The 23,216-nt window shown below is 63.0% G+C and carries 22 protein-coding genes; 16 read left to right on the top strand and 6 right to left on the bottom strand.

Annotated elements, in window-relative coordinates; translation table 11 throughout:
• The first annotated feature begins 56 nt into the window (after window positions 1–56).
• The gene (locus P3G66_RS26190) at window positions 57–1,631 is read left to right on the top strand and encodes a molybdopterin-dependent oxidoreductase (protein WP_042447877.1); all 1,575 of its coding nucleotides are present in this window, start codon (window positions 57–59) and stop codon (window positions 1,629–1,631) included.
• Here P3G66_RS26190 and P3G66_RS26195 read toward each other — a convergent pair.
• Complete coding sequence (locus tag P3G66_RS26195) at window positions 1,618–2,253, bottom strand: TetR/AcrR family transcriptional regulator C-terminal domain-containing protein (RefSeq protein WP_054187324.1); 636 nt, start codon at window positions 2,251–2,253, stop codon at window positions 1,618–1,620. The genes P3G66_RS26190 and P3G66_RS26195 overlap by 14 nt on opposite strands.
• Window positions 2,254–2,411: 158 nt before the next feature.
• Between P3G66_RS26195 and P3G66_RS26200 the strand changes: the two genes are divergently transcribed.
• Window positions 2,412–3,644 (top strand): amidohydrolase family protein, encoded by a 1,233-nt coding sequence (locus P3G66_RS26200; protein WP_054187325.1) that lies wholly within the window; start codon window positions 2,412–2,414, stop codon window positions 3,642–3,644.
• Window position 3,645: 1 nt separating this feature from the next.
• Here the strand turns inward: P3G66_RS26200 and P3G66_RS26205 are convergent, their stop codons facing one another.
• Window positions 3,646–4,347: an HNH endonuclease family protein gene (locus P3G66_RS26205; RefSeq protein ID WP_042923156.1), complete on the bottom strand. Its 702-nt coding sequence runs from the start codon at window positions 4,345–4,347 to the stop codon at window positions 3,646–3,648.
• Between the two features lie 80 nt (window positions 4,348–4,427).
• On the bottom strand, window positions 4,428–5,348 hold the full coding sequence (locus P3G66_RS26210) for an NADP-dependent oxidoreductase (RefSeq protein WP_276117328.1): 921 nt from the start codon (window positions 5,346–5,348) through the stop codon (window positions 4,428–4,430).
• A gap of 63 nt (window positions 5,349–5,411) precedes the next feature.
• Between P3G66_RS26210 and P3G66_RS26215 the strand changes: the two genes are divergently transcribed.
• From P3G66_RS26215 to P3G66_RS26225, 3 genes are all read left to right on the top strand, one after another.
• Window positions 5,412–8,228 (top strand): DEAD/DEAH box helicase, encoded by a 2,817-nt coding sequence (locus P3G66_RS26215; protein ID WP_276117329.1) that lies wholly within the window; start codon window positions 5,412–5,414, stop codon window positions 8,226–8,228.
• Window positions 8,225–8,998: an SWIM zinc finger family protein gene (locus P3G66_RS26220; protein WP_162114681.1), complete on the top strand. Its 774-nt coding sequence runs from the start codon at window positions 8,225–8,227 to the stop codon at window positions 8,996–8,998. The genes P3G66_RS26215 and P3G66_RS26220 overlap by 4 nt, the downstream gene beginning before the upstream one ends.
• Before the next feature lie 149 nt (window positions 8,999–9,147).
• Complete coding sequence (locus P3G66_RS26225; RefSeq protein ID WP_007726130.1) at window positions 9,148–9,897, top strand: GntR family transcriptional regulator; 750 nt, start codon at window positions 9,148–9,150, stop codon at window positions 9,895–9,897.
• Window positions 9,898–9,951: 54 nt separating this feature from the next.
• Here P3G66_RS26225 and P3G66_RS26230 read toward each other — a convergent pair whose 3' ends face one another.
• Complete coding sequence (locus tag P3G66_RS26230; RefSeq protein WP_019749215.1) at window positions 9,952–10,410, bottom strand: glucose PTS transporter subunit IIA; 459 nt, start codon at window positions 10,408–10,410, stop codon at window positions 9,952–9,954.
• Window positions 10,407–10,637 carry a PTS glucose/sucrose transporter subunit IIB gene (locus P3G66_RS26235; RefSeq protein WP_003941324.1) on the bottom strand — a complete coding sequence of 77 codons (231 nt, stop codon included), beginning with the start codon at window positions 10,635–10,637 and terminating at the stop codon, window positions 10,407–10,409. Before P3G66_RS26235 ends, P3G66_RS26230 begins: the two co-directional genes overlap by 4 nt.
• A gap of 327 nt (window positions 10,638–10,964) precedes the next feature.
• Here P3G66_RS26235 and P3G66_RS26240 point away from each other — a divergent pair, with 327 nt between their 5' ends.
• The 11 genes from P3G66_RS26240 (at window position 10,965) to P3G66_RS26290 (ending at window position 22,585) form a co-directional block, all read left to right on the top strand.
• Window positions 10,965–12,308: a PTS transporter subunit EIIC gene (locus tag P3G66_RS26240; RefSeq protein WP_003941307.1), complete on the top strand. Its 1,344-nt coding sequence runs from the start codon at window positions 10,965–10,967 to the stop codon at window positions 12,306–12,308.
• Between the two features lie 2 nt (window positions 12,309–12,310).
• Window positions 12,311–12,580: an HPr family phosphocarrier protein gene (locus P3G66_RS26245; RefSeq protein WP_003941322.1), complete on the top strand. Its 270-nt coding sequence runs from the start codon at window positions 12,311–12,313 to the stop codon at window positions 12,578–12,580.
• A complete protein-coding gene (gene ptsP / locus P3G66_RS26250; RefSeq protein ID WP_083059485.1) occupies window positions 12,580–14,253 on the top strand; it encodes a phosphoenolpyruvate--protein phosphotransferase in 1,674 nt (557 codons plus the stop codon). Before P3G66_RS26245 ends, ptsP begins: the two co-directional genes overlap by 1 nt.
• On the top strand, window positions 14,250–15,491 hold the full coding sequence (locus P3G66_RS26255; RefSeq protein WP_276117330.1) for an N-acetylglucosamine-6-phosphate deacetylase: 1,242 nt from the start codon (window positions 14,250–14,252) through the stop codon (window positions 15,489–15,491). The genes ptsP and P3G66_RS26255 overlap by 4 nt, the downstream gene beginning before the upstream one ends.
• Complete coding sequence (nagB, locus tag P3G66_RS26260; RefSeq protein WP_007726140.1) at window positions 15,479–16,258, top strand: glucosamine-6-phosphate deaminase; 780 nt, start codon at window positions 15,479–15,481, stop codon at window positions 16,256–16,258. Before P3G66_RS26255 ends, nagB begins: the two co-directional genes overlap by 13 nt.
• 1 nt (window position 16,259) lies before the next feature.
• Window positions 16,260–16,982: a copper homeostasis protein CutC gene (locus P3G66_RS26265; RefSeq protein ID WP_042445509.1), complete on the top strand. Its 723-nt coding sequence runs from the start codon at window positions 16,260–16,262 to the stop codon at window positions 16,980–16,982.
• 129 nt (window positions 16,983–17,111) lie between these two features.
• Window positions 17,112–18,662 (top strand): CoA-acylating methylmalonate-semialdehyde dehydrogenase, encoded by a 1,551-nt coding sequence (locus P3G66_RS26270; RefSeq protein WP_042445510.1) that lies wholly within the window; start codon window positions 17,112–17,114, stop codon window positions 18,660–18,662.
• A 14-nt stretch (window positions 18,663–18,676) separates the two neighbouring features.
• The gene (locus P3G66_RS26275) at window positions 18,677–19,837 is read left to right on the top strand and encodes an isobutyryl-CoA dehydrogenase (protein WP_054187331.1); all 1,161 of its coding nucleotides are present in this window, start codon (window positions 18,677–18,679) and stop codon (window positions 19,835–19,837) included.
• On the top strand, window positions 19,834–20,892 hold the full coding sequence (locus tag P3G66_RS26280; RefSeq protein WP_042923165.1) for an enoyl-CoA hydratase/isomerase family protein: 1,059 nt from the start codon (window positions 19,834–19,836) through the stop codon (window positions 20,890–20,892). The genes P3G66_RS26275 and P3G66_RS26280 overlap by 4 nt, the downstream gene beginning before the upstream one ends.
• Before the next feature lie 23 nt (window positions 20,893–20,915).
• Window positions 20,916–21,809, top strand: a complete 894-nt coding sequence (gene mmsB, locus P3G66_RS26285; protein ID WP_003941308.1) for a 3-hydroxyisobutyrate dehydrogenase — start codon at window positions 20,916–20,918, stop codon at window positions 21,807–21,809.
• Complete coding sequence (locus tag P3G66_RS26290) at window positions 21,809–22,585, top strand: enoyl-CoA hydratase (protein ID WP_054781510.1); 777 nt, start codon at window positions 21,809–21,811, stop codon at window positions 22,583–22,585. Before mmsB ends, P3G66_RS26290 begins: the two co-directional genes overlap by 1 nt.
• Window positions 22,586–22,678: 93 nt before the next feature.
• On the opposite strand, the gene P3G66_RS26295 is transcribed toward P3G66_RS26290, so the two are convergent.
• Window positions 22,679–23,212 (bottom strand): MarR family transcriptional regulator, encoded by a 534-nt coding sequence (locus tag P3G66_RS26295; protein ID WP_020970065.1) that lies wholly within the window; start codon window positions 23,210–23,212, stop codon window positions 22,679–22,681.
• Between the last annotated feature and the right edge of the window lie 4 nt (window positions 23,213–23,216).

Here is a 23,216-nt window from a genome sequence, read left to right on the forward strand (position 1 = left end):
GCCGAATGTCGGGTATCCGATCGAAGCACCACTCGCACCGACAGAGCCGAGACGACATGGTCACACAGAACATCGACGAGCACCCGAGCACCGAATCTCGTCCACTGCGTCGTAGATGGGCTGCTCACGCGATCTCCGGGGTCTTGGCCGCGGCTGTCGTCCTGGGCGTCGGTGAACTGGTTGCGTTGCCGATCAACCCGGACGCGTCGCCCTTCTACGCGGTAGGTGCGACTACCGTCGACCGAACGCCGGCGTGGGCTCGCGAGTTCGCGATCGATACTTTCGGTACCAATGACAAGCCGGCGCTGTTCATCGGAATGTCGATCTTGATCGTTCTGCTCGGTGCGGTGGCCGGGCTCCTGGAACGGCGACGCCGCCCGATCGGCAGCGTCATTCTCGTTCTTCTGGGCGCGGTTGGTGTGTATGCGGCGATGCAGCGCCCGACTGCCGACGCGATGTACGTGTTCCCGACACTGGTCGGTGTGGTGGCGGGCGTCGCAACCTTGCGGTTGCTGATCACACAACTCGAAGTGCCGCTCTCGCCGGGCGTCGCCGACTCGTGGTTGCCTCGTCGTCAGTTCCTCCTGCTGGCAGGTGCGGCGTTGGCAGTGGCTGCGGCAGCGGGTGCGGCCGGGAAGTTCGTGGGGCAGAGAATCGCCGGAGCAGTAGCGAATCGTGAAGATTTTGTCGTGCCCACCGCCGCTGACCCGGCGCCGCCGATTCCGGCGGGTGCGGACATCGCGATTGCGGGTGCGTCGACATACATCACGCCCAACGACGACTTCTACCGAATCGACACGGCACTCCTCGTTCCGCAATTGACGACGGATTCGTGGGAACTGCGGATTCACGGAATGGTGGACCGCGAGATGACGTTGTCGTTCGACGATCTGGTGGCGCGAACGCCCATCGAGCGAGTCATCACGCTGACGTGTGTCTCGAACGAGGTGGGCGGCGTTCTGGCCGGGAACGCGAAGTGGATCGGTTATCCCATGAAGGACCTGCTCGACGAAGTCGGTGTCCATCCCGACGCCGACATGCTCCTCTCGACCAGCGTCGACGGCTTCACAGTCGGCACCCCGGTCGAGATAGTCACCGACGGCCGTGACGCGATTCTCGCCGTGGCGATGAACGGTGAGCCGTTGCCGTTCGAGCACGGCTATCCCGTTCGGCAGGTCGTTCCCGGTCTGTACGGTTTCGTCTCCGCCACCAAGTGGGTGACGGAGTGGGAACTCACGCGTTTCGACAAGGTCGAGGCCTATTGGACCCAGCGCGGTTGGGGTGCGCAGGCACCGATCAAGACGTCCTCGCGTATCGAGGTGCCGGCAGCTCTGGCTCCCATCGAGCCGGGCCAGGTGCTGGTGGCGGGAACGGCCTGGGCGCAGCATCGCGGGATCGAGAAGGTCGAGGTTCGCGTCGACAACGGTGAATGGCAACCGGCGACACTGGCGCAGGAGTACTCGATCGACACCTGGCGTCAATGGTCGTGGATGTGGGATGCAGGCTCGGGTTTGCACACGGTGCAGGTCAGAGCGACGGATTTGGACGGGAACGTTCAGGTGGAAGAGCGCACTCCGCCGATTCCCGGTGGTGCCACGGGATGGCACACCAGGTCGTTCACCGTGAAGTGACGTCGGAATCCGAATGAGGTTCGGTATACAGACGAACAACGCGTTGAGCCATCCATCCGGCGATCAGGGTTCGCAGGCCGAAGTCGAACGTGTCGTCGGTTCGCAGCGGGGTCGTAGCCTCGCGCGTGACCTCGCTCGGGTTCGAGGATTGAGTCCACGCGACATCCGGCGTCGAGAGTTTCACGACGGATCCGAGAACCAAACTGTCCAGCGTGGAGATTGCGTGACGAGTGTCGGTCGGATCGAAACCGCCGTCCGAAAATGCTTGAACCAGTGCAGTATCGATATCAAAAGTCACCTCGGTGCGGACGCTGCGTGTCATGAGTAGCGGGATGAGGCGCCAATGTTCGACGGCAGCTCGGCGATAGGCCCACCCCCACGCGCTGATCCGTTCGCTCCATCCTGGGGGTGGGTGGGGGACAGAGATCGACGACATCACGCGGATGCGCATGAGTTCGACGATCTCGGATCGACCCGAAATATGTGTGTAGAGCGAAGACGGAGTCACGTTCAATTGCTTGGCGATCCCGGGCATGGTGAAGTCGCCGGTCGCGTCGACAGCATCCAGAGCCGCGTCGGTGATGTTTCGCGTGGACAGTATCGGCTGGGTGGGACGCGGCATCGATTCTCCTGGTGAGGGATTCGTCAGCAATCTCGGACTTCATCGAGTGATGACAACTCCTTGATTTCGGGAGCCGATATGCATCATACTAACCGAACCCTATTCGGTATGTCGGCGGAATCTTCCGGCGATCGGTACACGTCGGAGGAACATTCAATATGTCTGTCGTATGGCTGACCGGTGCAACGATCATCGACGGGACGGGCGCCGACCCGATCGAGAACTGCGCTGTTGCTGTGGAAAACGGGCGCATCAGTGCACTCGGTGGCACGCCACCCACGGGGGCGGAGGTGCTGGACTGCGCTGGGCTGACAATCACGCCCGGCCTCATCGACGCACACGTTCATCTCGGTGGATCGAGCGATCTCGCACCGAGCCTGCGGCGTCAGATCTCGGTAGCCGAGCTCGCTGCAGACATGTTCGCGACCTGCGCATCGACCCTCGACGGGGGATTCACCACTGTTCGTGACTGCGGCGGAATCGACGGTGGACTCGCCGGAGTTGTCGCCTCGGGCAAGATTCCGGGTCCGCGGATCATTCAGTGCGGCCCGATCCAGTGCCAGACCGGTGGACACGGACACCTGGCGGCCGAATGGGAGCCGACTTCGGACTGGTCCGATCATGACATCCCCGGATTACGGTGTATGTCTCTGCTTTCCGACGGTCCGCACGAAATGCGAAAGAACGTTCGCGAGACGTTCCGCAGGGGTGCGGACTTCCTCAAACTGTGTGTTACCGGGGGAGTGGTATCCACTCATGACAAGCTCACCGATACCCAGTTCACGGTCGACGAGATCGAAGTTGCCGTCGAGGAAGCCAATGCGCGCGGTACCTATGTCACGGTGCATGCTCACAACAACGAGGGAATCCGTAACGCTGTCACTGCCGGCGCGAAATGCGTCGAGCACGGCTCTGATATCGACGACGAGACCGCCAAGTTGATGGCCGAGCACGACGTCGCCTTGGTGCCGACGTTGGCTGTGGTGCAGGCGCTCTCGGACAGCGCGGCGTCAGCAGGTCTACCCGAATCGATTTCGGCTCGGATCGGCCAGATGATGCAAGGTCAGATCGACGGGCTTCTTGCTGCTCGAAATGCCGGCGTCAGAGTGGGCTTGGGATCGGACCTCATCGGTACCGATCAAACGGGCCGTGGGATGGAGTTGGTCCTGCGCGCCAAGGTCGAAACACCCATGGATGCACTGGTTTCCGCTACCCGGATCAACGCCGATATTCTCGGAATCGCCGACGAGGTCGGCACCATCGAAGTCGGTAAGTTCGCCGACCTCGTTGCCTTCCGCGGCAATCCGTTGACGGATCCCTCGATCTTTGCCGATCGTGAGCGGATCGCACTCGTCATCCAGAGTGGGCGAGTGGTGAAGGACTGCCGCTAGATCAGCAGCGAGTGGCAAGGTCCGTCAGGGTCGAATGATCAGCTCGGCTGACTGGTAAGCCATAGGAAATCGCGACGGTCAGGTACTTGCCGGCGTAGAAGCATCGGTAAGCAGGATCGGGCGGCAACCAGTCACTGGGCGTGCTGTCGCCTTTCGCCTGGTTGTCGGGGCCGTTGACGGCCAACAGGTTCAGAGACATGTCGTTCGCGAACCTCATCCGCAACGCAGGAGTCCAGGAGTTCGCGCCGAAGTCCCAGGCCGCGGCGAGCGGGAAGACGTGGTCGATCTGGACGGACTTGGCCTGGCTGCGTTCGAATTCGATGCGATCTCCGGAGTACGGGTCGGTCATCGCGCCGGACAGTACGACGCAGTCACGTGTTCCTGGTTTGAACACCACGTCCGAGAGATCTTGGGCCAGGACGTTGTTGCGGGTATCGCACCCGTCGTGGCCACCAGGTGCGTCCTGGTCGTCGGACCACGCGGGGCCGAAGACGCAGGCCTCGCCGTTACCGCAGCCGCGCTGGTATCCACCCGGATGTGGTCGGGTGTCGACAATCGCTGTCCGGGACAGCAACTCTTCCAGTTCCGATCGCGTGGGGCTGCCAGGGGCCGACTCGAGACGCTCGTCCCCGAACCATCCGCAGGACGCGACGAGACATACGAGCGCGAGCGTCGACAGGATCGCAAATAACCGTGCAACCACCTGTGCCCCCGTCCGTCGTAGACGGTGATTCAACGCCGTCCGTCGTAGACGGTGATTGAACCATCGGGGGCCGACAGGAATCAGCCGAACTCGATCACCACTTTGCCGGCGGCATGGCCGTCTTCGACTGCAGCGAGCGCTTCCCCAGCGCGGGAGAATGGGTACCGCCCGGACACGGACGGGTCGAGGATCCCGTCGGCCACGAGCGCCGCGATCTCCGTGAATACTGCTGTAGTTCTTCGGCGTTCGACACCACCGCCGCCGAGTCGGCTCGCCGCCAGAGGATCGGCGATGCTCAGGATCGGTGCGTCCGGTCGGGCGAGCTCAGCGCCGCGAGTGAGAGTGTCCCCGCCGACCAGGTCGAAAACCGCGTCCACTCCGACTGGGGACAACGCGGACACGTCGTCTGCGAAGCCGTCCCCCGACGCAACCCAACGTGCTCCCGCTTCCTCGATCGCGGTTCTCTTGGACTCGCTCGCGACACCGATCACGTTGATACTCCGCGCCAGAGCAAGCGCGATCGTGCTGCGACCAACGCCGCCGCCGGCGCCGAGCAGCAGGAGTGTCGCCCCGGGTTTCAGACCGACATCGTGGAGTGCGTCGTAGGCCGTTCCTGCCGCAACCGTCAGCACTGCGGCATCGGCCCAGGACACGGTAGGCGGCTTGTGTGCTGTCGAGGAGACGTTGAGCAATGTCGACGCGGCGTAGCCGCCGAAGCCGGTCGCGGTAGCGCCGAACACTTCGTCGCCGACCTCGAACTCGGTGACCCGCGGACCTACTCCGATGACAACACCGGACACTTCGCGGCCCAGAACCGCAGGCAGCGTCACCGGGACAGTATCTTTTCGAGTACCCGCGCGAACTTTCCAGTCAGCGGGGTTGACGCCCGCCGCTCGGACCGACACCAGCAGTTGGCCGGCACCGGGCGGGGGCAAGGTGACGTCGAAGTAGGACTGTGTGTCGGGTCCGCCGTACTCGGTGAAGCCGTATGCCGTCGTCATGCCTGCCAGCCTATTGCCCGGTAGGCCGGAAGTGGTGTCGGTGGCACCTGATTGGATGGTCTGATGCTGCATGGACTCTGGTCACCGGGATCGGGGCTCAAACTGTGGGTCGACGGGCACGACGGTGCCGGGACCGACGATCCCCGTGATCCGGTCAGCGCTGTCCTGCATCGTAAGTTCCGTCATCGTGTGAATATCGCTATGCCGCCCGTACCTGGCGGACCTTTGCAGAGTGAGTACGCAGCTGTCGCGTTGGCGCCGCCGGACGCAGTCGATCTCCTGCTGCGGTTCAAGGCCGACGACCAGCGAATCGCGGGAGACCTGCACTTTCTCGTGCACGTGACGCGAGGAATCGACCGTTGGGTGCGCGCCGGGCGGGTGGTGCCGGCGCTGACGCGAGCCGAGGGTAGTTGGTGGCCGCGGTGGCAGTTGTCTGTGGGGGAACGCCAGCGCGTCTGGATCGGCGAATTGGTAGTGGCCATGCCGCCGGTGCAGCGGGCGGTCGGCTCGCCGAGGGCGACGATCGAAGACATCACGAACGAACTCACGGACCCGATCGTCCGTCGTGTTCTCGGTGACTCACATCCGGTGGTGCAGACCCCGCTGTGGCAGGCCGTGTTGTCCGGGGACGCTTTCGACGACGTGTCGGTACGAGCGGCCGAGGGACTCGCCGAATGGGGGGCGACGTTCACCGCCGGAGAGCCGGACCTGGTTCTGCGGCTGATCGAGCCTGAACTCGACGACAATTCCGATCCGGACGACGACGCGCTGTGGCGTCTGCAAGTGTGTTTGCGTCCCGAAGGTGAAGCGCCCGAACGTGTTCGACTGCACCGGGCCGATCCCAAACGTATCCAGCTCGGCAGCCGCAAGCTCGAAGACGCAATCAAGGCTTACCCACGTTTTCGCGACGTGCCGCGTGACGAGGACAGCCTCGACCTGTTGCTGCCCACACCTGTCGTGATGGACCTGGTCGGACACGGCGCGATTGTCCTGCGAGAGCGAGGGATCACGCTGTTGCTTCCTCGCGCATGGAACGTGGTGTCTCCATCCCTGCGTGTGCGCGTGACCTCGGCGGCATCTCCGATCGTTGCGGAGAATCGTACGGTCGGTATGGACCAATTGCTGGAATACGATTGGGAATTGGCGCTCGGAGACAAGGTACTCACCGCCGAGGAAATGACCCGACTCGTCGATGCGAAGTCCGATCTGGTCCAGTTGCGCGGCGAGTGGGTTCAGGCGGACAAAGACGTCCTGGCCCGCGCGGCTCGTTTTGTCAGTCAGCGGCACTCGAGCGGGGACCGAGCGATCGTCGATCTGATCAAGGATTTGATCGCCGACGACCTCAAAGACCTGCCGGTCGAGGAAGTGAAGGCAACCGGATGGGCTTCGGCACTGCTCGACCAGTCGGTGGCTCCGCGGCAGGTCGCGGTACCGTCGACGGTCAACGCGACTTTGCGTCCGTATCAACGACGCGGTCTCGACTGGTTGGCGTACATGAGTGCCCTCGGGCTCGGCGCGGTACTGGCCGACGACATGGGTCTGGGTAAGACGCTGCAACTGTTGGCGTTACTTGCGCACGAGAAGTCCAAGACAGCAACCCTTTTGGTGTGCCCGATGTCGGTTGTGGGTAACTGGCAGCGTGAAGCGGCGCGATTCGTGCCGAGCTTGCGCGTCTACGTTCATCACGGTTCGGATCGCGCTACCGGGGCGGAGTTGGAACAGGCAGTTCGTGAGAGTGACCTCGTGATCACCACCTACGCGCTCATGACCCGCGACGTCGCGGCCCTCAAGGATCTCGACTGGCGGCGCGTAGTGCTCGACGAGGCTCAACACATCAAGAACGCCAAAACATCTCAGGCGAGAGCTGCTCGCAGCATCCCCGCGGATCATCGCGTTGCTCTGACCGGAACGCCGGTGGAGAACCGACTGGACGAGCTGCGGTCCATCCTCGATTTTGCCAATCGCGGTGTACTCGGCTCGGAGCAGATGTTCCGCAAAAGGTTTGTCGTACCGATCGAGCGGGAAAAAGATCAGCTTGCCGTCTCGCGACTGCGAGCCGTCACGTCCCCCTTTGTGCTGCGGCGCGTGAAGACCGATCCCGCCGTGATCGCGGATCTCCCGGAGAAGTTGGAGATGACGGTTCGAGCGAATCTCAGCGAAGAGCAGGCCGCGTTGTACCGCGCCGTGGTGGACGAGATGATGGCGCAGATCAAGGGGACGGAAGGGATGAAGCGCAAGGGCGCCGTCCTGTCTGCGCTGACCAAACTCAAACAGGTGTGCAATCATCCCGCGCACTTCCTGCGCGACGGTTCGCCGGTGATGCGCCGCGGGCAACACCGTTCGGGAAAGCTCGGACTGGTCGAGGACATCGTCGAGTCGGTCATCGGCGACGACGAGAAGGTTCTGTTGTTCACACAGTTTCGTGAGTTCGGCGAATTGGTGGTGCCGTACCTGGCCGACCGGTTCACCACCGAAGTTCCGTTTCTCCACGGCGGAGTGTCGAAAGCCGGGCGCGACGCAATGGTCGAGGCATTTCAAGGTGAAGGCGGCCCGCCCATCATGGTGCTCTCGCTCAAGGCCGGCGGCACGGGTCTGAATCTCACGGCGGCCAACCATGTGGTTCACCTCGACAGATGGTGGAACCCGGCGGTAGAGAACCAGGCGACGGACCGTGTCTTCCGCATCGGTCAGAGAAAGAACGTTCAGGTACGCAAGATGGTGTGCGTCGGAACCTTGGAAGAGCGAATCGACACGATGATCGCGAGTAAAAGTGAACTCGCCGAACTTGCAGTCGGGACTGGTGAGAACTGGGTGACGGAGATGAGCGTCGAGCAACTGGACGAGCTGTTGCGACTCGGCGACGACGCGGTGGGCGAATGAGTCCGCGCGGTAAGGGCCCCGATTTCAGTGAGTACACCGGGCCTCGACGGCGAGCACCCGCGCCGGTCAAGCCTCGTCCAGCGTTCGGGAGGACGTTCTGGGGCAAGGCTTTTGTTCGGGTCGTCGAAGAGATTGGCGACAAACCTCGTGTCACGCGCGGGCGTACGTATGCGCGTTCGGGTCAGGTCTTGGCGCTCGACATCGAACCAGGAGTGGTGACGGCCGAGGTTCAGGGCAGCCAACTTCAACCGTTCGTTTCCACGCTGTCGATCGACACCCTTGATCAATCGGATATCGACGACATCATCACCAAGATCCGCCGCGTGCCGGGAAGTCTTGCCGCACTGGTGTCCGGCGTTGTCCCGGACATGCTTGCTGCTCAACTGATACCGGACGGTCCGTCGGCGTTTCGCTTCGACTGCACCTGCCCCGATGTCGGTTGGCCGTGCAAACACGCTGCGGCCGTGGCGTTCTTGACCGCGGAGCGAATCGACACCGATCCGCTCAGGTTGCTGAGACTTCGCGGGGTCGGCCTGGAGCAGTTGATCGGGGGAGTGGAAGACGAGTCGACTGTTTCGGTGGACGTCGAGAATTGGTTCGGAATCGCGGCTGCCCTCCCTGCGCTACCGAAGGTGCCTTTTCGCGCGGCGATCGACGATCTGGATATCAGGCGGTTGCGCGAGGCGGTTGCGGCATTGGGATTGGACATGGCTCAGCAGAACGTCGCCTTGGACGAAATACGGTCCATCTACCGACGGTTGGACGGTTGAAATCGGACAACTCCGGACTGGTGCTAGTTTCCTGTCGTAAATTCCAGTATCGTTAATTGGACCGGTCCGGTCGGGACCTGCCTGCGATTTCAGGTCGTTGTCGTCGGCGAATAGACGACTATTCATTTCTCGGAGGGACAGTCGCTGTGATGCCCGTTCATTTGCGCGACAGCGCAATACCCAAACACGAACAGTTGCGCACCATTCTCCTGCGCAAGTGCACCCAAGAACTCCAGCCTGGTGACTTGATGACCAGCGAGCGAAACCTGATGCAGGACTACGGCGTCAGTCGGATCACCGTTCGCGAGGCAATCGGGCAACTGGTCAATGACGGACACCTCGTTCGCGTGCGTGGCAAGGGAACCTTCGTTGCGCACCGTGCTGTCCAATCCAAGCTGCACCTTGCATCCTTCACCGAGGAAATGCGCGCCCAGGGGCATCACCCCACGACAGTGGTCCTGGTCAGCGAACAGGGGCCGGTCCCCGAAAACACTGCTGCCGCACTGAATATGCGACCGGGTTCCGACGGTTACCACGTCAAGCGCTTGCGCCTTGCCGACGGCGAGCCGGTGAGCGTGGACGACGGCTGGTTCAATCCCGAACTGTTGCCGGGTTTACTCGACATGGACTTGACGGGTTCGATCTATCGGGCAACCGCCGACAAGTACGACAAGCCGATCGATCGGGCAGAGCAGACGGTCAGTGCCGATGGTGCCAGTACGGAGATCGCGACTCTCCTGGGCACTCGTAAGGGCGCTCCGGTTCTGTACTTCGATCGAGTGTCGTTCAGCGAGATCGCACCGGTCGAGCACACTCGCAGTTGGTACCGATCCGACCGCTACCAGTTGCAGATGGAAGTCCAGGGCCAAGCGCGGCCCAAAACGCGCGGCGACCAATAGTCATCGTTCGAAGCGAAAGGGCGAGCACACCTTCCGGTGTGCTCGCCCTTTGCGTTACGCCGACCAGTCGAACAGAGTGTCGCCAGTGGCGACGTCCCCACCGACGGAAGGGGATTCGACGGTGTCCGGTTTGGAATCCATCACGACTACCGGGCAGATCGCCGAGTAACCGGTCGTGTCGATGTGCGCTGGATCGAAGCTGACAATGGGATCACCCGCATCGACGGTGTCACCCTCGGCGGCGATGAGGGTGAATCCGTCGCCTTCGAGCTTGACCGTGTCGATGCCGATATGGACCAGCACGCCGGTGGCTTTCTCGCCGAAGATCACGAACGCGTGGGGGTGAAGTTTCAGGATCTTTCCGCTGATCGGCGCCACGACCGTGAGCGGGCCCTGACCGCGAGCGGGTTCGATCGCGACGCCCGAACCGACCATCTGCTGAGCGAACACCGGGTCCGGTACGTCAGCGAGTGCGACGACCCGACCGGGGAGCGGGGCGAGGACGACCGTCACAGGATGTCCTCGATGTCCTCGGCAAGGGTGTCGGCCTCGGGCCCGACGATGACCTGGACAACCGTTCCGGCCTTGAGTACGCCGTGTGCGCCGGCAGCCTTGAGAGCGGACTCGTTCACCTTCGCTCCGTCCTTGACCTCGGTACGCAGGCGGGTGATGCAAGCCTCGATCTCGACGATGTTCTCTGCGCCGCCGAGGCCTTTGATGATTGCTTCCGCTTTCGACATTTGCTGCTCCTGATTGTCGGGTTGGTCGTGATCGTTGAACGGTCGTACAGGTGGGCTGACTAGTTGCTGGTCAAGGCTATCCCGGTTACGTATGTCACATTTGGGTGTTGACAACTCGCCTCCACCAGGTAAAACTACAACTGGTTATGACCGGACAGTACCCGTTGGAAGTCCGGCTCCACAACAGTTTCGACAAAACGGTTTCGGCCTCACTTCCGAGCAAGAACCGTGACCTGCATTTTCACGAAACCTGCACGTGTACGACACCCGAATTTCCAGAACCAGCGGCCGATCGCGACGCGGCCCGGCGAACGAAGAAGGTCCTTGATGACTCTCGAAGACACCCCGAAGAAGGAATCGAAAGTGTTCGCCGGGGTTCAACGCCTCGGCCGAAGCTTGATGCTTCCGATCGCCGTTCTGCCGGCTGCGGGAATCTTGCTCCGCCTCGGCCAGGACGACCTGCTCGGGCGATTCAGTTCGATGCACAGTGCTGCTGCAGTGATCTCTGCGGCAGGACAAGCAGTCTTCACGTGGCTGCCGCTGATCTTCGCCGTCGGTATCGCGATCGGCTGGGCCAAGAAGGCCGACGGATCGACTGCCTTGGCAGCCGTCGTCGGCTACATGGTGATCGACGGCGTGTTCAAGGCGATGTCGCCGATCGTCCTCGAAGGGAAGACGGACCCGAACGGGGATCAATCCCTGATCAACTACGGTGTGCTCGCCGGTATCGTGATGGGCTTGCTGTCGGCGATCTTGTGGCAGCGGTTCTATCGAACGAAGCTTCCCGATTATCTCGGGTTCTTCAACGGGCGCAGGCTCGTTCCCATCCTGACAGCGATCACCGGTCTTGTGGTCGGTGTCCTGATGGCATTCGTGTACCCCTTGTTCAACTCCGGCCTCAACTGGGTCGGTGAAGCAGTTGCTTCCAATACCGTTGTGGGCGGCGGCATTTACGGCGCAGCGAACCGCCTCCTGATCCCCACGGGCCTGCACCACATCTTGAACTCCGCCGTGTGGTTCCTGATCGGCGACTACCAGGACGCGAGCGGTCAGATCGTTCGCGGTGACCTCAACCGGTTCTTCGCCGGCGACCCCTCCGCCGGTACGTTCATGACCGGCTTCTTCCCGATCATGATGTTCGCCCTCCCCGCTGCAGCCTTCGCAATCTGGCGCAACGCCAAGCCTTCTCAGAAGAAGCTCGTCGGCGGCATCATGCTCTCCACCGGCCTGACCGCATTCCTCACCGGTATCACCGAGCCGCTCGAATTCTCCTTCATGTTCGTCGCGTGGCCCCTGTACGTCATCCACTCGCTCCTGACCGGAACGTCGATGGCCTTGGTCAATGCGCTGGGGATTCACGACGGATTCACGTTCTCCGCAGGCTTCTTCGACTACGTGTTGAACTTCGGCAAGGCAACCAACGCATGGATGTTGATCCCGATCGGACTCGGCTACGCCGTGATCTACTACTTCCTTTTCAGCTTCGTCATCAAGAAGTGGAATCTGCGCACGCCAGGACGAGAAGAAGAGGTCGAGGTGGCCGCAGGTGAGCCCGACCCAGCGCTGCTCGAAGCCGAACTGGCACTGGCTGCCGAAGGTGACAGCCGCACCGACGCCCCGCTCGTCGCCGAACTGGAAAACAAGCTCGACAAGGAACTGGAAGGACGCTGAACATGGCGATCGCAACCACGACAATCGGATCCCGCGTCGGACTCCACGCACGACCCGCAGCGCTCTTCGCGCGCGCCGCAGCCGATCTACCGGTAGACGTCACCATCGCGCTCGGCGACGGCGAACCCGTAGATGCCTCCAGCATGTTGTCTGTCATGACTCTCGGTGCAGCATTCGGGGATTCGGTGACCTTGCGTGCTGACGGTGACGGCGCCGACGCTGCGGTCGGTTCGCTCGCAGAGCTTCTCGCATCCGAACTGGACGAAGCCTGATGACGGCGAGTGTGGACAACCGCATCGCGGGTATCGGAGTGAGCGCGGGTTCGGTCTGCGCGCCGTGGTTGCGATTCTCCACGCCTGAGCCGACCTCGGCGGCGGACCCGATCACGGGCAGTCCCGAGGCGGAGCTGATCAGGATCCGTGAGGCACTGGACGCCGTCGCGGAGGAACTGCTCTCGCGTGCAAAGACAGTCGAGGGCGTCTCCGCGGAGATCCTGACGACGTCGGCTGCGATGGCGCGCGACGCGGGCATCGTGAAGGCGGCCAAGGCGAACCTGGAATCGGGGCTGCCGACCGCACACGCCGTCGCAGTCGCCTTCGACGCCTTCTGTGAAAAGCTCACGGCGCTCGGCGGGTACATGGCCGAACGGGCAACCGATCTGCGCGATCTCGGGCAGCGAGCCGTGGCCGTTCTTCGCGGGGAGCCGATGCCCGGAATCCCCACTCCCGGTTACCCGTACATACTGGTGGCGCGCGACCTCGCTCCGGCGGATACGGCGACGCTGGGCACCAGTGACGTGGTCGGATTGTTGACTGCCGAAGGAGGTCCGACCAGCCATACGGCTATCTTGGCGAAGTCGCTCGGAATCCCGGCCGTGGTCAACTGCTCGGGAACCGATCTGCTGGCGGAGGGGAAACTTCTCATCCTCGACGGCACCACCGGGACGGTCACCATCGATCCCTCGGCAGAAACGCGCGAGCGCGCAGTCCTCGAAGCATCGTTCGTGGCAGAGCAGTCGGCTTCGGCACAGGGTCCAGGACGCACGCGTGACGGGTTCGCGGTGAGGTTGTCGGCCAACATCGGAACCCTCGAGGACGCCGCGCGGGCCGGAGCGGCGGATTGCGAGGGCGTCGGACTGTTCCGTACCGAATTCTCGTATCTCGGGCGTCACGACGCACCGTCGGTGGAGGAGCAAGCACAGACGTACGCGTCGGTGCTCGGGCACTTCGCCGGACAGAAGGTGGTGGTCCGCACTCTCGATTCGGGTTCGGACAAGCCGTTGCCGTTTCTCGATCTCGGGGTCGAGGAGAATCCGGCCCTTGGTATCCGCGGGCTCCGTGTCGGCACGGTTTATCCCGACACCCTCATCAGCCAGCTCGACGCCCTCGCGGCGGCCGGCAATGCGACGGGTGCCGATCTGTGGGTCATGGCGCCGATGGTAGCTACGGCCGACGAGGCGAAAGACTTTGCAGAACTTGCGCGTTCGCGGGGGATCGGCAAGGTCGGAGCGATGATCGAGGTTCCAGCTGCAGCGTTGCGGGCGAAGGATATCCTCGAGCACCTCGATTTTGTCAGTATCGGTACCAATGATCTGAGCCAGTACACCTGCGCCGTGGATCGTATGGCCGGAGGCCTGGCGCAACTGCTCGATCCGTGGCAGCCGGCGGTCCTCGATCTGATCGCGATGGTCGGTCAGGCGGGCGCCGATGCCGGAAAACCAGTTGGTGTGTGCGGAGAATCCGCGTCGGACCCGCTGTTGGCTCCGGTTCTGGTCGGTTTGGGCGTGACGAGTCTGTCGATGTCGGTCCCGGCATTGGGCGCAGTTCGCGCGCAACTGGCCTCTCTCGATCTGGCGGTGTGCAAGGACATGGCCGCGGCGGCGCGGGGCGCGCGAAACCCGATCGAGGGTAGAGCGGCCGTCGCGCGGATTCGCGAGTCGGCATGAGTACATCAGGCTCGGCTGCTGTCGGCGATCCGATCGTATTGCGGGGAACTGTGATCGGATCTCCGGCCGGGAAGATTTACGACGGAGTCGTCGTCGTGGACGGCGAAAAGATCAGTTGGGTCGGCTCGGCTGCGGACTATGTGGCGTCCACACCCGTCGTCGTCATTCCGGAACGCACCGACACGGTGATCATGCCCGGCCTGATCGATGTCCACAGCCACGGCGCCGCGGGCGCCGGTTTCCCGAACACCGACGCCGATGGAGCGAGCCGCGCGGTGGCGCACCATTGTGAGCACGGCACGACCGGAATGCTGGCCAGCCTGGTCTCCGCACCGCGCGCAGATCTGGTGCGACAAGCAACGATGCTCGCCGATCTGGTCGAACGCGGAGAACTTCTGGGTATCCACCTCGAGGGGCCGTTCATCAACGGCGTCCGCTGCGGTGCCCAGGATCCGGCGGCGATCATTCCCGGTGATCCGGATCTGCTCGAAGCCGTGTGTGACGCCGCGCGTGGGACCGTGCGGTCCATGACCTTGGCGCCCGAGACCGAGAATTTCGAAGAGTTGCTCGCGATCATGCGTCATCGCAACATCGTGCCGAGTTTCGGTCACACCGATGCCGACGCGGCAACGACGTCGGCGCGGATCGATGCTGCGGTGCACGGGGATTGGGCCGGACAGATCAGCGCGACCCACCTCTTCAACGGGATGCCGCCCCTGCACCATCGATCTCCGGGTCCCGTCGCGGCGTGCCTGGCGGCTGCCGCGAGAGGCGAGATGGTGGTGGAACTGATCGCAGACGGTGTGCATCTTGCACCCGAGACCGTGTCGATGGTCTTCGATGCTGTCGGACCGGACCAGATCGCCTTGGTCAGCGATTCGATGGCCGCTGCGGGAATGGACGACGGCGACTACCAACTCGGTGCGCTCGACGTCACCGTACAGGCGGGCGTCGCACGGCTCGCGACGACCGACGGCTCGGTCGGCGCGATTGCCGGAGGGACCGCGAGGTTGCTCGACGTCCTGCGCAGCACCGTCTTCGACGGCGGCGTCCCGCTGGAAGATGCTGTCGCAGCGGCAACTCGGAGCCCAGCGCGTCTGCTGGGACTTGGCGACCTGATCGGATCGCTAGCCGTGGGCTGCCGAGCCGACATCCTGATCACCGATCGTCACTTGCGCCTGGGGCGTGTACTACTCGGCGGAAAAGTCGCCGGAAAGGAAAAATCATGGAAATCGTAATTCAGCCGACACCCGCGGAGGTCGACTCGACCGTCGCGGACATCGTCGAAGGCTACGTCAGAGCCGGGGCGACGACGCTCGGTCTCGCAACGGGGTCGTCGCCGATCGGAACCTATCGTGAACTGGCAGCGAGGCATCGCGACGCCGAACTCGACTTCTCGCTGGCTCGGGCATTCCTGCTCGACGAGTACCTGGGATTGCCGAAACGCCATCCGCAGTCGTACTACTCGGTGATTCGGTCGGAGTTCGTCGATCACGTCAACCTGGATCCCGCGATGGTGTCCAGTCCCAACGGTGAAGCGCCGTGCCCGGAGCAGGAGATCGCCCGGTACGACCAGAGCATCGCGGCGGCCGGGGGAGTGGACGTGCAGTTGCTCGGCATCGGTACCGACGGCCACATCGGCTTCAACGAGCCCGGATCGTCGTTGACCTCGAGAACCCGCGTGAAGACGCTGACCGAGCAGACCCGGATCGACAACGCACGCTTCTTCGACGGTGTGGACGACGTCCCACATCACGTGCTCACCCAGGGGCTCGGAACCATCAGCGATGCAAGGCATCTGGTGATGATCGCGACCGGAGAAGGCAAGGCTGACGCGATCGCCGCTGCCGTCGAAGGTCCGTTGTCTGCTTTCTGCCCGGCTTCGGTGATGCAATTGCATCGCCATGTCACCGTCGTCATCGACGAAGCTGCGGCCAGTTCACTCAAACTTGCCGACTACTACCGGTATGCGCTCGAACACAAGCCGTCGTGGCAGTCCTTCTGACATGACGGTTCTGGAGCTGGCTGTGCAGGACGTGCGGGGGGCGAGGATCGCGCGTTCGGTGGGAGCGACTCGAGTCGAGTTGTGTGCGGCACTCGGCCCGACGGGGGGATTGACGCCCAGCATCGGAGTGATCGAGGCTGTGTCGGAAGTGGGGATCGCGGTTCACCCGCTGATCCGTCCGCGCGCCGGAGGTTTTGTGTTCTCACCCGACGAAGTGTGGGTGATGGAGCACGACGTACATGCTGCTGTGGCCGGTGGAGCTTCCGGCATCGTGATCGGCGCGCTGACAGAAGATTATTCGATCGACACCGTCGTGCTGCGCCGCATCATCGGATGCGTGGACCGGGCGAGAGTCGAGGTGACAGTACATCGTGCGATGGACGTGGTGACCGACCGTCTGACCGCGCTGGACGAACTGATCGACCTGGGCGTGACCCGCGTGCTGACGTCCGGGGGTGCGGACACTTGCAATGAGGGACTCGACGAGATCGGTCGAATGGTCGAACATGCCGCGGGCCGGATCCAGATCATGGCCGGTGGCGGAATAACCGTCGACGACATCCCGGCAATCGCCGCCGTCGGCGTCGATGCGGTGCATCTCTCGGCGCGCAAGGTTGTCGCAGTTTCCGGCGGACCTGGTGGGGGATCGGACGGATACGACGTCACCGATGCAGTAGTCGCGCAGGAAGCGGCAGCCGCGCTCCGCGCTGTGCGCCTTTATTAACCCCCCGCGGTTAATAAAGGCGCACAGCCCTTGGGCTCTAGACATACATGGACATCCAACTATAGGATGGTAGACATATTCACTGCTGCCTCCTGGGCGGTCCATACGAGCAAGGAACGGGTTAGCACAATGGTTGAAAATGCGACGGTTCACGAGTTGACGCACTTCGTCGGTGGCAAGCGTGTTCCCGGGACATCTGATCGATTTGCGGACGTGTTCGATCCCAACACCGGCAAGGTGCAGGCCCGCGTTCCCCTCGCGAGCAAGGCCGAGACCGAAGCCATCATCGCCAATGCCGAAGAGGCGCAGCAGGTGTGGGCAGCGTTCAACCCGCAGAAGCGTGCCCGCGTGCTGATGAAGTTCCTGCAGCTCGCTCAGGCCGAGATGGATTCTCTGGCCCGCCTCCTCTCGTCCGAGCACGGCAAGACCGTCGCCGACGCCAAGGGTGACATCCAGCGCGGCCTCGAGGTCATCGAGTTCGCCGTCGGCGCTCCGCACCTGCTCAAGGGTGAATTCACCGAGAGTGCCGGCACCGGCATCGACGTGTACTCCATGCGTCAGCCGCTCGGCGTCGTTGCCGGCATCACGCCCTTCAACTTCCCCGCGATGATCCCGCTGTGGAAGGCCGGCCCCGCCCTCGCCGCCGGTAACGCCTTCATCCTCAAGCCCTCCGAGCGTGACCCCTCCGTGCCGCTGCGCCTGGCCGAGCTTTTCCTCGAAGCAGGACTGCCCGCGGGTGTGTTCAACGTCGTCAACGGTGACAAGGAAGTTGTCGACGTTCTGCTCACCGACGATCGCATCAAGGCCGTCGGCTTCGTCGGCTCCACGCCGATCGCTCAGTACATCTACGAGACGGCCGCAGCTCACGGCAAGCGCGCACAGTGCTTCGGTGGCGCCAAGAACCACGCGATCGTCATGCCGGACGCGGACCTCGACGAGGTTGCCGACGCCCTGATCGGTGCGGGCTACGGCAGCGCCGGCGAGCGTTGCATGGCCATCTCGGTTGCCGTTCCCGTCGGCGAGGAGACCGCGGACGCTCTTGTCGCGAAGCTGAAGGAGCGCGTCGCGAAGCTCAAGATCGGTCGCAGTGACGACGAAGGCGTCGATTTCGGACCGCTCGTTTGCCAGGATGCCCTCGACCGCGTCAACAACTACGTGCAGATCGGCATCGACGAGGGCGCAACGGCAGTCGTCGACGGCCGCGGCTTCACCCTCGAAGGCCACGAAGGTGGATTCTTCGCCGGCGCAACCCTGTTCGACAACGTCACCTCGGACATGCGCATCTACAAGGAAGAGATCTTCGGACCCGTCCTTCAGGTGGTCCGCGCTGCCGATTACGAAGAGGCACTGCGTCTTCCGACCGAACACGAGTACGGCAACGGCGTCTCCATCTTCACCCGCGACGGCGACACCGCGCGTGACTTCACCGCTCGCGTCAACGTCGGCATGGTCGGCGTGAACGTGCCGATCCCGGTCCCGATCGCGTACCACACCTTCGGTGGCTGGAAGCGCTCCGGATTCGGTGACCTGAACCAGCACGGTCCCGACTCCTTCCGCTTTTACACCAAGACCAAGACCGTGACGCAGCGCTGGCCTTCCGGCAAGAAGGAAGCAGGTCAGGAGGGTCGCTCCGTAGACTCCGCTCCTGACAACCACTTCGTCATCCCCACGATGAACTGATCGGAACACTTTCCATGTTTACTCTGACCGATGACGAGCGGGCGATTCGTGACACTGCCCGCGACTTCGCGGCCGAGCATCTGGCGCCCAACGCAGTGGAGTGGGATCAGACCAAGCATTTCCCGGTGGACGTCCTCCGTAAGGCGGCGTCCCTGGGAATGGGCGGTATCTACATTCGTGAAGACGTGGGTGGCAGTGAACTGAGTCGCGTCGACGCTGCCCGGATCTTCGAAGAACTGGCCAAGGGCGATCCGTCGATCGCAGCGTACATCTCCATCCACAACATGGTCACGTGGATGATCGACCAGTTCGGCAACGACGAACAGCGCCACAAATGGATCCCCGGACTCTGCTCGATGGATCAACTGGGCAGCTACTGCCTCACCGAACCCGGCGCTGGCTCCGATGCTGCGGGCCTGAGCACCAAGGCCGTCCGCGACGGTGACGACTACATCCTCAACGGCGTCAAGCAGTTCATCTCCGGCGCAGGCACTTCCGACGTGTACGTCGTGATGGCGCGCACCGGATCTGCCGGCGCCAAGGGGATCTCGGCGTTCATCGTGCCCAAGGATTCGCCCGGACTGTCCTTCGGTGCCAACGAGGTCAAGATGGGCTGGAACGCGCAGCCCACCCGTCAGGTGATCTTCGAAGACGTGCGAGTTCCTGCCGCCAACATGCTCGGTGAAGAGGGCAGCGGATTCCGCATCGCCATGAAGGGTCTCAACGGCGGCCGGCTGAACATCGCCGCCTGTTCGGTTGGTGGGGCCCAGGCAGCGCTGGAGAAGGCAGTCGCATATCTGGTGGACCGCAAAGCTTTCGGTTCGGCACTGATCGAGTCGCAGGCCCTGCAGTTCCAGCTCGCCGACATGCGTACCGAACTCGAAGCGGCCAGGACGTTGCTGTGGCGCGCCGCTGCCGCACTCGAAGACGGAGCGTCCGACGTCGTGGAGTTGTGTGCGATGGCCAAGCGCTTTGCCACCGACACCGGATTCGACGTAGCCAACAAGGCCCTCCAGCTTCACGGCGGGTACGGCTATCTTGCTGAGTACGGGATCGAGAAGATCGTCCGCGATCTTCGGGTTCATCAGATCCTCGAAGGCAGCAACGAGATCATGAGGGTGGTCATCGCCCGCAGCGTGGTCGCATCAGGTCAGGGAAAGCAGGGAGCAGCATGAGCGACGAGCTCGAGGTATTGATCGAAAAGCGTGACGGACTGGGGCTCATCACTCTCAACCGTCCCAAGGCGATCAATGCCCTCAACCACTCGATGGTCAAGGCGATGGCCAAGGCCCTCGAGGAATGGAAGTCCGACGACGACGTCAAGGCAGTCGTACTCACGGGCGCCGGCGAGCGTGGTCTGTGCGCCGGCGGCGACATCGTCTCGATCTACCATGACGCCAAGGACGGCAAGACCGGTTCGCTCGACTTCTGGCGTGAGGAGTACATCCTCAACTCCGAGATCGCGAACTACCCGAAGCCGTACGTCGCGATCATGGACGGGATCGTCATGGGCGGTGGCGTCGGAGTGTCCGCACACGGCGACATTCGCATCGTGACCGAGCGCTCGATGATCGGAATGCCCGAGACCGGAATCGGTTTCATTCCAGACGTGGGCGGAACTTACCTGCTCTCGCGTGCTCCCGGTGAACTCGGGACGCACATCGCGCTCACCACGGCACGACTGAGCGCCGGCGATGCCATCGCAGCAGGTTTCGCTGACCACTTCATCCCGTCGGAGAACATCGAGACGTTCATCGCCGCACTCGCGTCGTCTTCGGTTGCCGACGCCGTGGCGCAGTACGCGGAGCCGGCTCCGGTGTCGGAACTGTTGGCCCAGCAGAGCTGGATCGACGCCGCGTACTCCGCCGACGACGTATCCACCATCGTCGAGCGTCTTCGCGCAAGTGGAATCCCCGAAGCTGAGAAGGCAGCGGAGCAGATTCTCGGCAAGTCCCCGATTGCACTGTCGGTGACCCTGCGATCTCTGCGGCATGCCAAGGAAGCAGCAAGCTTGGAAGAAGTCCTCAACGAGGAGTTCCGGGTCTCGACCGCTGCGCTCGCCTCACACGATCTGGTCGAGGGCATTCGCGCCCAGGTCGTGGAGAAGGACCGAAACCCGAAGTGGTTGCCGGCAACTCTCGACGACGTCACGGCAGAATCCGTCGACGCCTACTTCGCCCCGCTGGGCGACAACGAGCTCGGACTCGCCCCTCAACCGCAAGGCAACTGATCACCGCCGAAGGAGCATCACTAATGAGCACCATTGGATTTATCGGACTCGGTCACATGGGTGGCCCGATGGCGGCCAATCTCGTCAAGGCCGGACACAAGGTCGTCGGTTTCGACCTGGCACCTGCGGCGCTGGAGCAGGCAGTCAAAGACGGTGCATCGGTGGCGGATTCGGCGGTCGACGCCGTTCGCGGTGCCGACGTCGTGATCACGATGCTGCCGAGCGGTAAGCACGTTCTGGGTCTGTACGAAGAGCTGCTGCCGGTGGCAACACCGGGCACGCTGTTCATCGACTGTTCCACCATCGACGTCGCCGACGCCCGCGAGGCACACGACAAGGCCGAAGCGGCCGGTCACCGCAGCGTCGACGCACCGGTCTCCGGTGGAGTCGTCGGGGCTACCGCAGGCACGCTGGCATTCATGGTCGGCGGTTCCGAGGCTGACTTCCAAGCCGCGTCACCGTTGCTGGACGTGATGGGCCGCAAGGTCGTTCACTGCGGCGACGCCGGTGTCGGCCAGGCAGCCAAGATCTGCAACAACATGATCCTCGGCATTTCGATGATCGCGATCAGCGAGGCGTTCGTGTTGGGCGAAAAGCTCGGCCTGAGCAACCAAGCGCTCTTCGACGTGGCGTCCAACGCCTCGGGGCAGTGCTGGGCACTGACCACCAACTGCCCGGTACCGGGACCGGTGCCCACCAGCCCGGCCAACAACGACTACCAGCCTGGCTTTGCTGTTGCACTGATGGACAAGGACCTGGGTCTGGCAGCAAATGCGCTGCGCAACAACGGCGTCGATGCGGAGATCGGACTCAAGGCCGCCGAGCTCTACAGTCGCTTCCATGCCGCAGGCGGTGGCGGTCAGGACTTCTCTGCCATCATCAACGACATCCGTGACCGTTCGACCGAAGGACAGTAGTGACCGACTTCAACACCATCATCCTCGAGCGTAAGGGTCGCGTCGGCGTCATCACGCTCAACCGCCCGAAGGCTCTCAACGCGCTGAACTCCGAGCTGATGAACGAGGTCGTCGCCGCGGTTGCCGACCTCGAAGCGGACAGCGGCATCGGAGCCATCCTGATCACCGGTTCCGAGCGCGCCTTCGCCGCCGGTGCCGACATCAAGGAAATGCAGTCCAAGACGTACATGGACGCATACGTCGAGGATTTCTTCACCCCGTGGGATCGCGTCGCAGCAGCTCGTAAGCCGCTGATCGCCGCCGTCTCCGGATACGCGCTCGGTGGTGGCTGCGAGCTTGCGATGCTCTGCGATTTCATCATCGCTTCGGATACCGCGAAGTTCGGCCAGCCCGAGATCAAGCTCGGTGTCATTCCGGGTATCGGTGGCTCGCAGCGCCTTACGCGCGCCGTGGGCAAGGCCAAGGCCATGGAGCTGTGCCTCACCGGCCGCAACATGGACGCAGAAGAAGCCGAACGTGCAGGCCTGGTTGCCCGGATCGTTCCGGCCGCCGATCTGCTCGACGATGCCTTGAAGACCGCAACCACCATCGCCGAGATGTCGCTGCCGATTGCGATGATGGCCAAGGAAGCAGTCAACCGCTCCTTCGAGACCACCCTCGCCGAGGGCGTCCGCTTCGAGCGTCGGGTGTTCCACTCGACCTTCGCGACGGAGGATCAGAAGGAAGGCATGACCGCGTTCGTGGAGAAGCGGTCGGCAGAATTCAAGCACCGCTGAATTTCAACAGCGCCGAATTTCAACAGCGCTGAAACTGCCCTCACACTCGTCGAGAGTGTGAGGGCAGTTTCTTTGTGTGTACGGGTGGTCGGTTCACCACTTGGTCGGTGCGCCGCCGGTGTCGAAGTCACCCGCAGTCTTGCGAAGTTCAGTGAGGATCGTCACCAATTGCTCGAGCTTGTCCTGCTGGAGTCCGGGGTGAGCGAACACCTTGCTGTTGAGCATTTCGGTCGCTTCGAGGGCCAGTGCGCGACCGGCGTCCGAGATCTCGATGAGCGTTGCACGGCGATCGCTGGGATGCGGGACCCGCCTGACCAACTCCGCTTTCTCCAAACGGTCGACGGCATTGGTGACGCTGGTGGGGTGAACCTGGAGTCGGGCACTTGCCTTGGCCATCGGGAGTGCGCCCGACCTGGTGAAGGTGAGAAGCGTCAGCAGTTCGTAGCGGGCGAAGGTCAGCCCGAGAGGCTTGAGTACCTCTTCGACCCGCGCCATCATGATCTGCTGCGCACGCATCACCGACGTGACCGCAGCCATACCGTCGGCGACATCGCTCCAACCGTGCTTCGTCCACTGACGATGCGCCTCTTCGATGGGGTCGAGGGGGAGCGGCGCGGGGGGAGACATAAGT

Source organism: Rhodococcus sp. C3V, assembly GCF_029269915.1.
Classification (GTDB): Bacteria; Actinomycetota; Actinomycetes; order Mycobacteriales; family Mycobacteriaceae; genus Rhodococcus_F; species Rhodococcus_F qingshengii.